This window comes from Secundilactobacillus hailunensis (assembly GCF_005405185.1).
GTDB classification, from domain to species: Bacteria; Bacillota; Bacilli; order Lactobacillales; family Lactobacillaceae; genus Secundilactobacillus; species Secundilactobacillus hailunensis.
In genome coordinates, this window is sequence record NZ_BJDO01000028.1 from 17,018 (window position 1) to 32,605 (window position 15,588).

General features: G+C 43.5%; 8 protein-coding genes. 1 reads left to right on the top strand and 7 read right to left on the bottom strand.

What is annotated here, in order from left to right; all coding sequences use genetic code 11:
* Positions 1 to 1,039: 1,039 nt before the first annotated feature.
* From rpiA to FFM73_RS08265, 6 genes are all read right to left on the bottom strand, one after another.
* A complete protein-coding gene (gene rpiA, locus FFM73_RS08240) occupies positions 1,040 to 1,720 on the bottom strand; it encodes a ribose-5-phosphate isomerase RpiA (protein ID WP_137631293.1) in 681 nt (226 codons plus the stop codon).
* A 152-nt stretch (positions 1,721 to 1,872) separates the two neighbouring features.
* Positions 1,873 to 3,051, bottom strand: coding sequence for an RNA-guided endonuclease InsQ/TnpB family protein (locus FFM73_RS08245; protein ID WP_235874485.1), 1,179 nt, complete (start codon positions 3,049 to 3,051; stop codon positions 1,873 to 1,875).
* Positions 3,052 to 3,470: 419 nt separating this feature from the next.
* On the bottom strand, positions 3,471 to 11,561 hold the full coding sequence (locus FFM73_RS08250; RefSeq protein WP_137631295.1) for an LPXTG cell wall anchor domain-containing protein: 8,091 nt from the start codon (positions 11,559 to 11,561) through the stop codon (positions 3,471 to 3,473).
* 11 nt (positions 11,562 to 11,572) lie between these two features.
* The gene (locus tag FFM73_RS08255; RefSeq protein WP_137631296.1) at positions 11,573 to 12,682 is read right to left on the bottom strand and encodes an adhesive domain-containing protein; all 1,110 of its coding nucleotides are present in this window, start codon (positions 12,680 to 12,682) and stop codon (positions 11,573 to 11,575) included.
* A 141-nt stretch (positions 12,683 to 12,823) separates the two neighbouring features.
* The gene (locus tag FFM73_RS08260; RefSeq protein ID WP_137631297.1) at positions 12,824 to 13,336 is read right to left on the bottom strand and encodes a sigma-70 family RNA polymerase sigma factor; all 513 of its coding nucleotides are present in this window, start codon (positions 13,334 to 13,336) and stop codon (positions 12,824 to 12,826) included.
* A gap of 260 nt (positions 13,337 to 13,596) precedes the next feature.
* Entirely contained in the window at positions 13,597 to 14,286 is a 690-nt protein-coding gene (locus tag FFM73_RS08265; RefSeq protein ID WP_137631298.1) for a hypothetical protein, read from the bottom strand.
* Positions 14,287 to 14,498: 212 nt separating this feature from the next.
* Between FFM73_RS08265 and FFM73_RS08270 the strand changes: the two genes are divergently transcribed.
* Positions 14,499 to 14,954: a hypothetical protein gene (locus FFM73_RS08270; RefSeq protein WP_137631299.1), complete on the top strand. Its 456-nt coding sequence runs from the start codon at positions 14,499 to 14,501 to the stop codon at positions 14,952 to 14,954.
* A gap of 119 nt (positions 14,955 to 15,073) precedes the next feature.
* Here the strand turns inward: FFM73_RS08270 and FFM73_RS08275 are convergent, their stop codons facing one another.
* Positions 15,074 to 15,349 (bottom strand): hypothetical protein, encoded by a 276-nt coding sequence (locus FFM73_RS08275; RefSeq protein WP_137631300.1) that lies wholly within the window; start codon positions 15,347 to 15,349, stop codon positions 15,074 to 15,076.
* Positions 15,350 to 15,588: the final 239 nt, after the last annotated feature.

Below are 15,588 nucleotides of genomic sequence, written 5' to 3' on the forward strand. Positions count from 1 at the left end.
TCGTAATAACTTCTCAGAAATAGCAATCTAACACTAAAAAAGGCCATAAAAAAAGAATTTACTATTAATGGATATCTAGTAAATCCTTTATGTTGCCCCTGCCAAGGAATTACATTATACCATTACTGGTGGATAGAATAGTATCGAAATGAGTCCATAAAAGTAGACTCAAGGCTGAATATGTTACGATGCATTCATCCTTGAGCCCCTATGAAACTTTGTTGGAAGAGACGGAGTCGTTTAACCAGCTTACCCGCTTCGTAAACATTAATTTAATAATCTATCGCCTCAAATACATATTTCTGATCAACTGTTGTAACCGGCTTGCCATCTACATGTCAGTTTCAATTACCGTTGGATCAGATTAGATGAAACTGTGGTGCTTTTGAATCTCATGAACTCGACTCACTACACTCAAGAGGTTATTACATAACCATCGCATAGACCCAGCCTACATCACATTCGAACCCTTTTTAACCCCTAAGAAGATATCACTACATCTAAGATATTCGTACGTTTTAGCCGAAACGCTAAGCAGGTGACTCATATTCAATTTGTGGTGGAACGAAAATCTTAGGTGGCTAGGGTTCGTTAGAAATCCTCGCTTTAAAACCTGTTGCTTTAAAACTCTGAATCTTAGAAACTTTAGAAACTGAATCTCAGAAACTAAATTTTAAAACCTAAATCTTAAAACTTGAAACTTGAATCTTAAAACTTTAAATCGGAAACTCTGAACAGTTGGAACCAAACGTTGTTGCTGTTTGCTACCAATCATTAGCTTCGATCTACAAAACGGGATCAACCATTAATCGGTAAAACTCTACAACTTGGAAACGTCCTGGTACCGACTTCCTTATCTCTTCCACGCTTTTATAATATCATGGAATGTAACCGGTTTCAACCAAAAAGTACCATTTTTTAAGAGAAATTTTTACCGGTACATTTTAGCCTAAATGACACGCTGTTATCCCTGCTATAACAGCAAAGCGGTCCAGCCAGTAATCATTATCTGATTGATGGCTGGACCACTTAAACTGATCTATTTCGTTTTAACTACCGCGCCGTCCTGAGTCCCAATAACGACCGTCTTGGTCATGTCGAGAAATAGGCCGTGTTCAACCACGCCGGTCATGTTGCTTAACTCATCAGCGAGGTCGTAAGGAGCGGCGATCTTACCTAAATGCAGGTCAACAATGATGTTGCCCTCATCCGTGTGAAAGACCTTACCATCCCTTTGACGGACTTCTGGTTTGTAGCCTAGGTCAGCCAACCGCTTTACCAATTGATGGTGGCCGTATGCCAGGACTTCAACGGGTAACGGGAACTTGCCTAATTGGTCAACGACTTTGCTTTCGTCCACGATCCAGGCACATTGCTTAGAGTTCGTAGCAACCAGCTTTTCCCAAGTCTGGGCACCGCCGCCACCTTTGATCCCGTTGATCTGCGGGTCGACTTCATCAGCGCCATCAATCGTAATATCAATGGTATCAACGTCGTCTAGCGACTTGATCTCCATGCCTAATTTACGGCCATATTCAGCCGTCCGGTTAGAAGTGGGTACACCGGTAAAATGCACGCCGTCTTTTTTGATTCGTTCGCCTAATGCGTCGAGTAAGTAACGCACCGTACTCCCGGTACCAAGGCCAACGGTCATGCCGTCTTCAACTAGTTCAGCGGCCTTATAGCCGGCAATTTTTTTAAGTTCATCTTGCGTCTTCATACAAAATCCTGCTACTGATAACTTATAACAAGTTAACGATTATTCTTGCTTCATCCTATCCCGTCTCGCACAATGCTCGCTACTGCAGTTGATATGATAGTCCACAAGCGTTAATTCCCGGCTAGCCACCGGTACATGCTTTGCAGCCTGTTTTAGTAGGCCAAGACAAAGTTTCCTGTATCCCTAATATTCAGGGCAGCATTTAAATCACGGTCATTGGTATAGTGACAATTAGGGCAGTGATAAGTACGCTCACTCAGCTTCAAGCTAACTTTCTTAGTTCCGCAGTTATGACAAAGCTTGGAAGTTGGTTCAAAACGACCGGTGAGGTGCACCGGAATTCCTAATTGCTGACATTTAGTAATCAGTTTCACTCTAAAGTTATAGAGACCTTGCTGAGCGATAGACTGAGCCAAATGCCGATTTTTCATCATCCCACTAATATTCAAATCTTCTAGAGCAACCCATTGCGGTTTGGTTCTCACCACGGTGGTCACAATCTTATTTTGATAATCAATTTGAATATTGGTTAACCGTTGATAAAGCCGTTGCACTTTCAGCTGAGTTTTGGCTAGGTTTAAATCAGTAGCAGATTTTCCCTCTTTCTGTTTTCTAGCCTTCAGTGCACGATACTGGCGTGATAATTTTCTTTGCAGTCGTCGGAGCCGTTTCCTAACTCGCTTCAGGCGACTACTTTTGTTCTGATTACTATAGGTGAAACCATTACTTAAAATTGCAAAATTCTTTAATCCTAGGTCAGTGCCGATAGGACAGCCATCTAATGTAGGTTGAAGTGGATCAGCCTGTTCTACGACACAGGTCAGATAATACCGACCAGCTTTAAGCTTCACCCGCCCCTGTTTGATGACAAAGTGTTCAGCATCAGTGGGAATATAGCCGAATTCTTTCAACCGCACCCAACCCAGTTTAGGCAATTTAATCCGGTGTCGGTCACAAGCAATAATCTGTTTCTGACCATTCTTAACGAAGTAGTAACTACCCTGTCCGCGTTTAAACGAACGCCAATGCGGATAACCACTTAGCTTCTTAAAGAACCGTTTCATAGCTGTATCCGCATCAATAAATGCCTGTTTAATAGACTTGGCATATAATTCTTTAATCCACTGATCATCCGGATTCACCTCCAAATAATCATGATTAAACCACTTTGAGAACTCATAGGCTCCCATATAATGATAACCACACTCATAACGCTGACGATTAATATCTAAAAAGAGGTTGTAGGCCCAGCGACTACCGGCTATCTGCTGATTGATCAGCCAAGCTTGTTTATCCGTTGGCTTAAGCTCAACTTTGTAGGTAATTAACATCACATTTCCCTCGTTTAATTAAGTTTGGTGACCCACTTATACCCAGTGGGCTCAAGCTAATTATACCGGATAGAGCCCCTTAAAAGTTATTTTAAGGGAATTATGAGGGAAACTATTTTCAAAATCAGTCAGTTCACTTAAGCTTGACAAAGCAACCTGATATTACCCTTTTTGATAAGTTCTTTAGAGACTTTTATAACAAAATAATAATCATTCATCCCTCCTGAGTTAGTAAAACAATTTTATTAACTTGAATTCCAGCTGTAATTTTATGCGTTTATTAACGGGCGGTCAAGCGTGAGATGCTCGTCATTGCACTAAGAAACCCCAGCGCGCGCTCCAATGATATGGAAAGCGTACTGGGGTTCTTTCAGGTTAACTTCTAAATGTCATTTAACATTTAGCTATCAGGAACTTAATTAACCCTTTTTGCGTTTTACCTTGAACATCAGCCCAACTGCGGTTGCTAAGAGTACGAGGCCTAATACGATCAGCCAGTGGTTCATCAGCCACTCACCAGTCTGAGGCAGGATACCTTTGCTGCCGGTATCACTGATGTGGGCTTGTGGTGTTGTTTGGCTGCCAGTTGTGCCCTGCGTACTTGAACCAGTGGTTGAGCCAGGAAGCGTGCCACTCGATGCGCCACCCGTTGTGCCATTCGTGGTACCACTAGTGTGCGCGTCTTCGGGAGCTGGCGGAACGAAGTCTGGCGGAGTTGTATCCGTGTCATCGTCGCCATCATGCGGTTCTTCTTCAGGCGGTGTAATGCTGTTGTTGTAGTAAACAACCTTCGCATTAGCCGGGTCGTTAGTCATGACCACACCAGTGGCGGTTAAGCCTTCACGTTCTGGTGCTTGGCCCTGACTGATACTTGTCTGGTAACCGTCTGCGGAGTAGTCACTTTCAGTCACCTGATAGTGAGTCCCGTTTGGTACGTTCCAGCGAATGGTCTCGCCATCCATTAATGTCAACGTGCCGTTGCCATCCACATCAAGCATCATTTGACCAGGTGTGTAGCCACCAACTTGAGAAGTTTTGACGAAATCAACGGTACCGGTCAGCGGGTTCATCTCATCATCCAGGAAGCGAATGTTGAATTCGAATCTGCGATCACGTTCGCCGTTTTCACCCAGCACTGACTTCGTTAATGATAGCCAAGCCGTCTGTGGCTGAGCTGGGCGATCGTTGATGAAGGAGACTGCCACATCAGCACCATTTGGAATGGTGATCTGATCAGTAGTCGTGCCCGGGTTTACGCTGCCATGGTCGATCTGATGACTAGTTTCGTAATCAGTATCAGGTGTTTCGTTAACCACCATGCGCATATTTGCCGGTAAATTACTGATCTGCAGCCGTTCGCCACCCTTCAGAGAAACGTTGAGCTGACCCTTGGTGAAGGTCACGTTGCTCGTTGTCATTCCAGGTGTCTTAGTTGCCGTGTAGGTACCAGCAAAGTCCTCATCCGTCTGCCATTCGCCCGGATTATCTGTGTCTTCGATCTGAGCGTCTACCGTAAAGTTAAACGTCTTGTTCCGGTCAGCGTCAGTCAGTTCACCTGAGAGCTTCTTTTCGAGCACCAGGTTACCAGTTTCAAGACTGTTGGTGAAGGTTACCCGTGGCAATTTGTTTTCGTCTAATGTCACAGGGCCCGCTACTAGTCCTGCTTCTGGCGCACTGTTATTCACTGCCCAGGTTGTAGACATATTAGCTACTTCAGGGTCTTCTTCGCTAACTTGGAATCGGAGGTCCTCTTTCTCCACACCCTTCAGCGGTAAGCCGTCAATCACAGCGTACTGATCTGCTTTCAATTTAAGCTTTGCCGCTCCGTTAGTAAATTCGACATCGGAGTTTGCTAGCAGTTCATTTTTGTCGCGACTGTAAATTTTCACATCATACTTCTTGCCATTAAGGTCGGTGTTAGAAACCCATTCTTCAGTTGTGTTATTTTCGCCATCAGGGTCTTCGTTAACTTTCTTAACAAGCTTTTCAGCATTCACTTTAAATTCAAACTCGCGATTGTCATCCGTGTAGGCACCCTTAACGATCTTGTCGACTCGCAGGCTACCAACTTTATCACGGGTGTTTCGGTATGAAACGACTTCGGTCTTACCTTCCGTGATAGTCACTTCTGGATAGTTATCGCCTGTTAATTGATTGTATTCACCATCGTTGTTCACGTTCCAAGAAGCTTCCAAATCATCTAGCACAGTTTCAGTAACTTTAAATTTGACACCTTCTGGTAAGCCAGAAATGGTTACTGCTTGATCATGTTTCAATTTAAGAGTAGCAATACCATCTTTGTTGAACTCAATCCGTTTTGTGTTTGGCAATCCAGAAATGTCATAGGATTTGCTTGCTACTTGTGACTTTCCGTCTTCGTCATCTTCACTATCTTTACCGATTTCCTGAATTTTGAACTCAAATTCTTTATCCTTATCCGCGTTATCGTGAGAAGCAACGGACTTGTTGAGTTCTAGGCTACCGGTGGCAATGTTGTTAACGAAAAGCACGTGAGCTGTATCGTTTTCTTTAACATCTACTGGATTAGCTTCTTCATCTGTACCTTGTGCACTACCAGTATCCCAAGTAGTCGTCACAGAATCATCTTGATTGTCTTCAATAACTTGGAACTGTCCAGCAGGTAAACCATTAATCTGCAGCTTTTCACCTGGTTTAATGGTCGCATGAGTGGTACCGTTTTCGAACTCAACTTCTCGATCAACAGTCATACCATCAACATGTGTCAAAGTAGCTTTAAATTTACCGCTAAAGTCTTCATCTACTTCAACATCATCTGCTTTATCAATGTTCTTGTTAATGGTAAATCCGACGTTTTCATTTTTCGGATAGTCACCTTCTGCCCGTTTTTCTAATACCAGGCTACCGTAATCAGGTCGCGTGTTCGTGTAGTTCACCGCGACGTTTTTACCATCTGGAACAGTCACGGCCGGACCATCTTCATCATCATCCTTGTCACCATTTATGGTGTAACTCACATTGAAATCAGAATGTTGCTCTTCTGAAATCCGCAGGTGGACACCTGTAGGTAAGCCAAGGATCTTCACCGATTGGTTATGACTTAGAGTGAGGGTCGCTTGTCCGTCATTATTGAACTTAACATTATCTCTGCCATTAAAGTTGGCATCAACATCATAAGTGTTGTTTGCTACCTTGCTTACATCGTTATCGTCGGCCTGAATTGTGAACGTAAATTCAGTTGTCAGGTCGCCTGATTGTGGGCTCAGCACTTTCTTGTTCAGTTCCAGACTACCAACAGGAATGTCGTTAACGAAACGAACATGAGCAGTATCGTTTTCTTTAACTTCTACTGGATCAGCATCTACAGGGTTTTCATCCTCTCGTGGTCCCTGTGCGCTGCCGATGTCCCAAGTAGTAATTACATTCTCATCCTGTTTGTCTTCAGAAACTTGGTACTTTCCAGTAGGTAAGTTCTTAACCAGCAATCTTTCACCTGGCTTAATGGCTACATCGGCTTTGCCATCTTCGAACTTAACATTTCTCTGAACAGGTGTGCCATCAGTGTGTGTCAAGGTTGCTTGGTAGTTACCAGTTAAATCTTCGTTGTCGTCTAAAGCAGTAATGGTAAATCCGATGTCTTTATCAGTCGGATACTTACCTTCTGCCTTCTTTTCTAACATCAAGTCGCCATCATCAATCTTGTTAGTGAACTCGACATGGGTAGTGCCACCCTTCTTAACAGTCGCATTGGCTACTAATCCGGTGTCACTATCGTTGCCAACTTTCCAAGTGGTCGTCACGGATTTATCTTGACCTTCTTCAGTAACTTTGTAGTCACCGTTAGGCAAGTTCTTAACTTCTAACCGTTCACCTGGCTTGATTGAAACGTCGACTTTTCCATTTTCAAAGTTCACTTCCTGAGTCGTAGTTGAACCGTTAGCACGTGTCAAGGTTGCATCAAATTCATCAGTTAAATCTGCTGTGTTGCCATCTTTGTCTAAGGCTTCAATGGTAAATTCAATATCCTTGTTCGTTGGATATGAACCTTCCGCGTGTTTCTCTAACAGCAGATTACCAGTAGACCGGTCATTCGTGTAGTTCACGGAGACGTTCTTATCATCCGGAACCGTTACTGTCGGACCGTCGCTGTCCTCATCATCTGCATCTTCATCGCCAACAACTTCATAGCTCATGTCGAAGTCAGAATGCTTTTCTTCTGAGATCTTCAGGTGGGTACCCACTGGTAAGCCAAGTACCTTCACTGACTGATCATGACGTAATTGAAGTGAGGCTTGTCCGTCATCGTTAAACGTAATGTTTTCTCGTTGACTACGGTTATCTTCGACTGTGAAAGTTTTGCCCGCTACCTTATCAATATCATCTTTATCAGCTTGAATGGTGAAATCAAATCGAATACTTTGATCACCTGGAAGCCGGTTTAAAACTTCCTTGTTCAAGGTTAATGAACCGTTAGGCAACTTGTTGGTAAATCTTACGTTAACAAGTTCATCCGCATTTTTCAGCGTGATTGGGTCCGCTTGACGGTCATCACCAGTTGAGCTGCCAATCTGCCAAGTCGTTTGAATATCCTTGTCATCAGGATCAATTTCTCTCACGGCAAATTTTTCGCCAAGTGGTAAGTTATTGATTCTGACATACTCGCCACCCTTTAAAGTTAATGTCGCGGTACCATTTTCGAACTTAACTCTGCCAGAAGTATCAGGTTGCTGTTCCGAGCCAGCATAAGTCGCATATGGGTATTCGCCATCAACTTGTGGATCTGCTTTGATTTCAAACTTAAACTCAGCGTTTGCCGGAATGTTACCTTCAATTTGCTTAGTGATTCTCAGTTGACCTGTCTTTGTACTACTGTTCTTGAAATCCATGTTTTGTACTTTGTCAGAATTAATTATCACTGAATTTTCATCAGTATCATTGGTGTAGTTACCACCATTGATCGACCAAGTAGTTTCCATACCAGTCGCTTCTTCGGTAACTGTAAATTTCACACCTTCTGGTAAGCCATTTATCTTTACCTGCTGCGTATTCGTCAGCTCAAAGGTTGTTTTACCGTCCTTGTCGAATTCTAGATCTTCAAGTCCAGCTCCTTCAGCCTTGTAAGTTTTGCCAGCAACTTTATCTTTTTGGTCAGCTTCAACCGTGAACTTATACGGTGCTTTTAGTTCATCTTCAACTTCGCTGCTAACCGTCTTGCTAACAACTAAAGGACCTTTAGCAGGCGTGTTAGTAAAGAATATCGTCACTGGGGTAGCTGTACTGGTACTTAGTCTGAACGGTTGTGTCTGTTTATCCCAAATTGGATCGTCATTGTTGACCGCAATCTGTGTGGTGTAATCATCACTAGTACTTGTTTCACGGACATCGTAATACTGAGTAGTCTTTTTTTCCTTATCGTCAATTTTTTCAGTTGGCAAGCCAAGGATTGTCCGTTCTTTGTTAGCAGGTACCGAGATTTCTTCACTCACACCATTGTGGAAGGTCACTTCGCCACCTTCTTGAAGCTTGTAAGTGCCTTGAAGCTGAGTATTCACATTACCGTCTTCATCAACTGCACGAACCTCAAAGTTAAAGCTATTTTCTTTGAGATTTTCAGAAGCTTTGCTAATCGTTAAATTACCCGGTATTGTCGTGTAGTTCTTAATTTCATGCGCTTCTTTAGTCCAACCTGCTTCTTCGGCAGATTTTTTGTCAAACTCTAACGGACCCATTTGACCGGAATAGTTTGCCGGTGGTGAGATTTCAACGATCCGATATTTCGCCCGTGTTCCCATCAGGAGATATTCAATATAACCTTCTGAATTAGACACGACTGGTTCATAAGGTTGATCGTTGTCCATCCGTTTTGCAGCTTCCCAGTCACCATGGCCAACCTTCTGTTGTAACTGGAAGGTTGCACCAGAAAGTGCTTTACCAGTATCGCCATCAACCTTGCGGAACCGCAGTCCCCAGCTATTCATTAATGCAGAGCCTGTAAGTGTATGTCGGCCCATGTACTCAGTAGAATGGCTTCCGGCTGATATTTTGGCAGTGTTCGAATATAACGCGTGCTGTTCTTCCATGATTGACTTATATCTGATGACCAGTGGTTGGTCAACCTTAGTAGTCAGCTTAATCGTCATCTTACTGTTGCTGTCATGATGGACTTCATAGTCTTCACCCTTGACCAGCTTAATTTCCCGGCTGCCAGGAACAACTTCTACGTTGAAGCCATCCCCATTGGCTGTAAACTTAGGCGTTACAAAGGCTAGTTCGATGTCGTTAACCGAATGCATCTGACCAGCTGACAGTTCATCAGTGATTTCTGGATAACCAATATCTTCACTGTATGCATTCATGAGGACTTCCCATGCAATCATGTTCGTGCCGTCAGATTTACCGGTTTTCTGACCGTAGATCCCTCTAGAACTTAATGAAACGTGATTGCCAACTTCATCAAGCTCAATGTCATCATAGCTAACTTGAGCTTTGTTCCAGAAATAGTAAATTCCTGGAATTGACGATGCTTCTTCATCACCCTTCTGCCAGGCATTGATGTCAATTGGTGTATTGAACTCTAAACGGAAGTTGGTGTAACCCTTATCATTGGCGCCATCTTTAAATTCAATCGTGAATAACCGCTGATTGTCATTAACTGTTTCCCATGTCAATTTATAATCATCTTCAGGCACCACAGCTGGATCTCGTTCATTGCCTCGATTGTCCAAAGCGTACAGCTTGTAACCTGAATCAATAAACTTCAGGTACTGAGCACCATCCGCGTTCAGTGTATCGGTAATCGTAACTTTATTAGTCTGCTTGTCACCGTTACCAAAGTAATGGTTTAAGTGACTACCGAAATTAACTTTCCAAGTCACATAATTATTACCTTTGGCACCCTTTTCTTGGTCAAGGTGCAGTTCGCCAGACTTGGCAGAACCATCACGAATATTATCTGGAATTGTAACTACTTTATTACCATACTGGTAACGTCCGTCTTCTGTCGTAGCTCCTACATAGTTAGTGTGGGAATTGCTACCCCAGTTATGAACAGTCTCGAAAGTAATTTCGATTTTCTCTCCTGAGAAATTGGAATCAAAAACGAATTGAAGCGCTTTTCGTCCCGTTTCATTTTTATCTGGACTAAAATCGTATGGACCGTCTTTTGTAAAGTTATTAACAGTACCTTCGCTCATTGTTACACCAGCTGCAGATAAATTGGCACCATTAATTTTGATGTTTTTAACATCGGTATACTCAATATTTTCTGGTAGTACATCAACCACGTTCAGTGTGGTAAAAGCACGGTTACCTTCATTGGCAGTAATTTCCCAGTTGATGTGTGCTTTCCCATCTTCATGCACTTTCCGTGAAAGATTACCATCTTTTACAACTAATCCTCCACTGTTGCCAGAAGCTCCAAAGTGAGAAGTCTTGCCTTCAAGTTCAAGTCCAATATTGTTCTCCGCAGAGCCCACTTGACCGGCAGTTTCTTTAGTATCGTAAGTCAAGGTAATTGGTTTGTTAGCGTTATCTTTCAACAAGGTATGCAGATTTTTGGCTGCATCCTCTATTGGTTTGATAACTAATTTAGTTTTGCCACTAGCTTCATCATCAATAGCAAAGCTATCAGTAACATCTTTATCACCAATCATCACTTTAAGCTTAGGATCAGTAGCAAATTCATGCGATCCAGCCAGCGTATCCGTTATAACCATGTTTTGGATAGCTTCAATAGCTTGATCATCATTACCAAATTGACTCAAATTAAAATCAATATTGGCCTGCCAGGAGTAGATACCCGTCTCAGGATTATAGTTAGTTGCGGTTTTAGATAGTTTTGTGTTTTCCACATGAGCATTAACCTTTTCGATGTTAATGTTCTCACCAATCTGTCCGCCCACTTCATTCCAAAATGAACCGTTTGAAGATCTATCGTAAGAAGTAATAATGGTAAATTGAATGTTCTCTCCTACTTTTGAACCATCGTTACCCTTAAGAGTCAGTTGATTGCCATCGCTACTATAACTTTCTTCAAACTTATTAGTTACATCTTCATTTGTATCAGTATCGACAGCTTTCCAACTGCCCTTTACAAAACTGTGGTTCGTCCCTTGAGTGTTAATGAAGTCCTCCAGCACGAGGTCGTTAAACTTCATGTCCTCACTGTCATTAGCTAAATCAATTGTCCACTCGATCTGTCGATTTTCGATAAATTTACCACTCTTTGTTAGCATTGATTTAGTTTCGGTAGGATCAACAGTCCAAGTTGATTCACCGTTATACTCAAAGTCAATTGGACCACTGCCGCTATACTCTTGTTTAAGCGATAGCGCATACCTAACGTTTGTAGCATTCATCTTTTCATTAGTGAATTCAATTCTGATTTCTTGATATTTGCCTTTACTATCACTACCTTCAGTGAGTTTCCAAGTAGCGAACTCTTCTCCTTGATAGCCCAGAGAACCTGTATTGGTACCATTGAATTCCTTTAGACCATAAATTTTAAAGGTATAGAAATCACCATTTTTCACATCGTAATCACCTAGCTTATCCAGCAGTGTGTCAGAATCCCAGTTGTTACACCATCGCGTTCTATGGAAACACTATTAAACAAACTACCAGCAGTACCATGTTTATCTTCTAACATTTGACCCAAATCTGTAGGTTCAGCTTCCTCATCATTACCTTCCCGTTCCACACCGTCCTTCTTACTCTCCGCCGTTGCAGCACGTGGGTTTTTATCCAGTGTGTCAGCGGTTTTTTCATCTTCTTTTTGCTTATCTGCGGCTTCTTGTTCAGCCTTCTTTTCAGCGTCCCGTTTGGCCTCAGCTTCTTCTTTCGCTGCGTCTTCCTTAGCAGCATCTTTGGCTTTTTCTTCATTTTCATCCTTCGCAGGTGCTTTTGATTCAGCATTCTGTTCTGGTTGTTTTGCATCTTCTTTATCCTGTGCTTCTTGTGTCTTTTGGGCGTCTTCCTTATCCTGTGCTTCTTGTGCTTGCTGTGCATCTGCTTTATCTTGTGCCTGTTGGGCTTCCTGCGCCGCTTGTTGCGCCTGCTGCGCCTTTTGGGCCTCGATAAATGATGTCAGCGACTGTGTTATATCCGCGGGTAAGCCAGTGGCTGTACCAGCCTGCGCCAGGTCTTCGTCTTTCGTGTTCGCATCGACCACCGTCAATGGCTGCAGATATTCACGTTGCGTATCCACCGCGATTGGCAGTGCCATACTGGTCATGGTCGCCGTAAATTCAACTGGCAACTTCAGTTTGAAAGTCGCGCTGGTATCCACGTGCCGCCAGGTTAAATGCGGTTGCTGATTTTTGCGCTTTTCATAAATCAGCGTCGCTTTGGTATCTGGTACTGCAGATTCTGCCTTTACTTTTCTTTGCAACACTTTTAATTGACTTTCGGGCAGCCACATATTGACTTCGCCCTTCTTATTCTCACCGTCCTTATTATTGATCGTAATCGTCATTTCCAGCTCGTTCTTCTCATTGACCTTCACTTGATTGGGCCTGTTACCTTGGGAATCGCTAAGCTGCACGCCAGATAATTCGGTTCGCTCCCGATCATCTGCCAGTGCCAGCACGCTTTGGTAACAGGTGCCAAAAACCAGCGTGATCACTGAGACCACTTGGATCAGTACCTTCTTCATAAGAATGCCTCCGTTCTTGTGCTATAAGCGCTGACCTATTCAATATATTCAACATATCAAATAGATGTGTTCACAATTTGGCTAATTTGTAACATTTTTATGAAGAGCATCCTGCTTGCAATGACGTTCACGTTATGGATACTAATCCATCAGCTTGTTACGAATGCGTTTTTGCCACTTATACACCGTTTGGCGGGAAACGCCCCACTTCTTACCGATCTCAGTTGGCGTTAACTGATAATAGATCCGGTCGATCAAAAACCGCCGTTCAGCTTCGTTGCACTTCCCCAGCCAGCCCTTCAATAGATCCGCGTCCGCCATATCAGCGTGCACGTCTAATGGCTGCGGCACACCTGACAGATCAACCTCGCTTTCCTCTAAATACTTCGCTTCCCGCCGCTTCGCCTGCAGCTGATTTAAGAAACTGCGGTACAGCGCTCGGTGCGCGTAGGCTAGAAACTGCTTGGGTGCTTCAGTTGGTTCCTGCGGGTATTTTTGATAGATCGCCACAAATAATAGCCAGCCCTCTTGTACCAAATCTTCAAAGTTAGTATCGTTCTGGCGGATACCGAGTTTCTTTAAGGTACTATATATAATCAGTTGATGGTCGCCTGCTGCTAAAAATTCAAACGCTGTCTGTGCTGTTCTTTCCATGATATGAACCCCTTTTATAAGTGATCCATAGCGCTATGGTCGAGAACAGCATAACAAAACCGCCAGACACAAAAGGCAGTGCTAATCGCACTGCCTTTTAGTGAAACCGATGAGAGACTTTAAGCCCGATGATTTAAGCGTCTATATAAACGAGCTACCAGCATAACTTTATATCATAAATGACCTAGACCAATTTGTAACCAAAAATTCATGTTTAATCATTAAAACCCGACTTCCCATAGTTACGTAGTAGGCGGCAATCACCCCAGCAGTTTCTGGAGAAGCTTCTTTCGAAAGTGGTCATCTTTGCCCTGTGAGATCTCCTTGAGCTGCTTTACCGATAGCTTTTCTAGATTGAGTTCAATCGTGGTTAAGATCGTCAGTGCAACACTAAGATAGTACACCAAGATTTGGAAACATTTACTTCGGCGGCCATCGATTGCGTTTTTCCCATGCGGAATCCGCAGCACCCCAATGGTTGGGTAGTGCACTAATGACTGCCTGCCATCATGTTCCCACAGCTCGCCACCAGTGGATAGCCGCACCCAGCTGTTATTGCTGGCGGCCTTGTTGCCCACCGGAACCAGTAAGAAATCACCGCAGCAGTAAGGCACATGACGGTCAATGCCAATGCTTTTCGCCAAGTTGCCGATGTCGTTTTCCGGATGCAGCAAAAACTGCTCGTCTAGCCGTTTGATCAATTTGTTCGGCGACAGTTGACACTTGACCAGCCGCTGATTAGCCATTAGTAGGATCGAATCGTAGTCGCTTTGTGTCCACGCAATATTAATGATCGCGTAGACCTGCGTAAAGTCTGGCAGCCACTTGTGGTCATCTTCAGCATCGATGACATCTTCTGGCCGTATTTTCTGAATGTCGATATAGCCCTTCTTCAGCACCTTGTTTCTGTACTCCTGGGTTGTACCAAATACTTCAGGAAACTTTTGCATGATATGAACTCCTAATCTGTTATTTTTGGTTCTCCGAAATAATAACATATACGTTATACAAACCATATGCAGAACACTCGCAAATATGCATTTCTCATCTAATTTTCACTAACCATTGCTGTTCACAAATTATTCATAAATAAATCGTAGTTTGGCTATATTTATATGGCATACTTACAAATCATAAGAGCTATGACAAAAGGGGGTGCGCCGTGTCACCACGAATAACTAGAAGACACACTGCTGTTATCCTGATTTGTCTTTGTTTGTCCACCGTATTTGGCCTATCGCTACTCACTCGAGGACGCAATCTGCAATCCCAGGAGCTCATGCCCCGTACCCATCAGATGCTCAGCAATCACGTTGCCGTGAACTTTGTGACGCAACGGGGGCGCAAGCTGAAAACTTACTACTGGTCGACCAGCCATTCTACTGGCCGGGGTGCCGATGTAACGGATATCTTTAACAGTGATATCATTGAATCGGGCAGTGGCATCAATGACCACATCCCGCTGGACTACACGTTTGATCAGACAGACCTGAGAAACGTCAATACCTTGAAGAACGTGCGGCTTGGCGAAACGATCAATCTAATCGTCACCAAGCTCAGTCCAGCTGACCGGCCAGCCGGCTTACAGCGGCTCTATAAATGGCTGATCGATGGCTAAGCCAACTCGTCTGACGTCGGTCAGGAAACGCTAAAATAAGTCCTCAAGCATATTAAAATAACCCACTATGAGTCAGTGTGCATGTGCACTGCTCATAGTGGGTTTCTTTTTCGTTATCGTTAGTAGAATCGCCGGCGCGCCCACGTTGCCGTGAGCCCGATCATGACCAAAATTGTAAGACCGGCAATCGTGACCTGCCGTTCATGGGCATTATTCGTCCGCCAAAACTTGATCTGACTTTCCTGGTTACCAACTTGAATCTGGGCGTTCATCTTAGGCTGCATCTGCGAAATTGTTGGTTTATCCGTCTGACTGGTCGTTCTTGCTGCTCCAGTGACCGGCCGGCTAAACGCAACAAACAATAGTAGCACAACAAGTATCTTCAATAATCTCATGATTGGATCACCTCCACTAGCCGAGCCAACTTCACTTTCTAGTTTAGGTATACGCCCTCAATGTATTGGTTACGTTGAGGTCACGTAAAGGTTGCGTAAAGAAATCAAAAGGACCTGATCACCAGTCAATTGACTGATCATGCGATAATCCCTTTATGGTTGTCAGATGAAATACAATAATTCATTTGATGACTATGGAGGGATTTTTGTATGCCTAGATCCAAACACACAGCACTGGA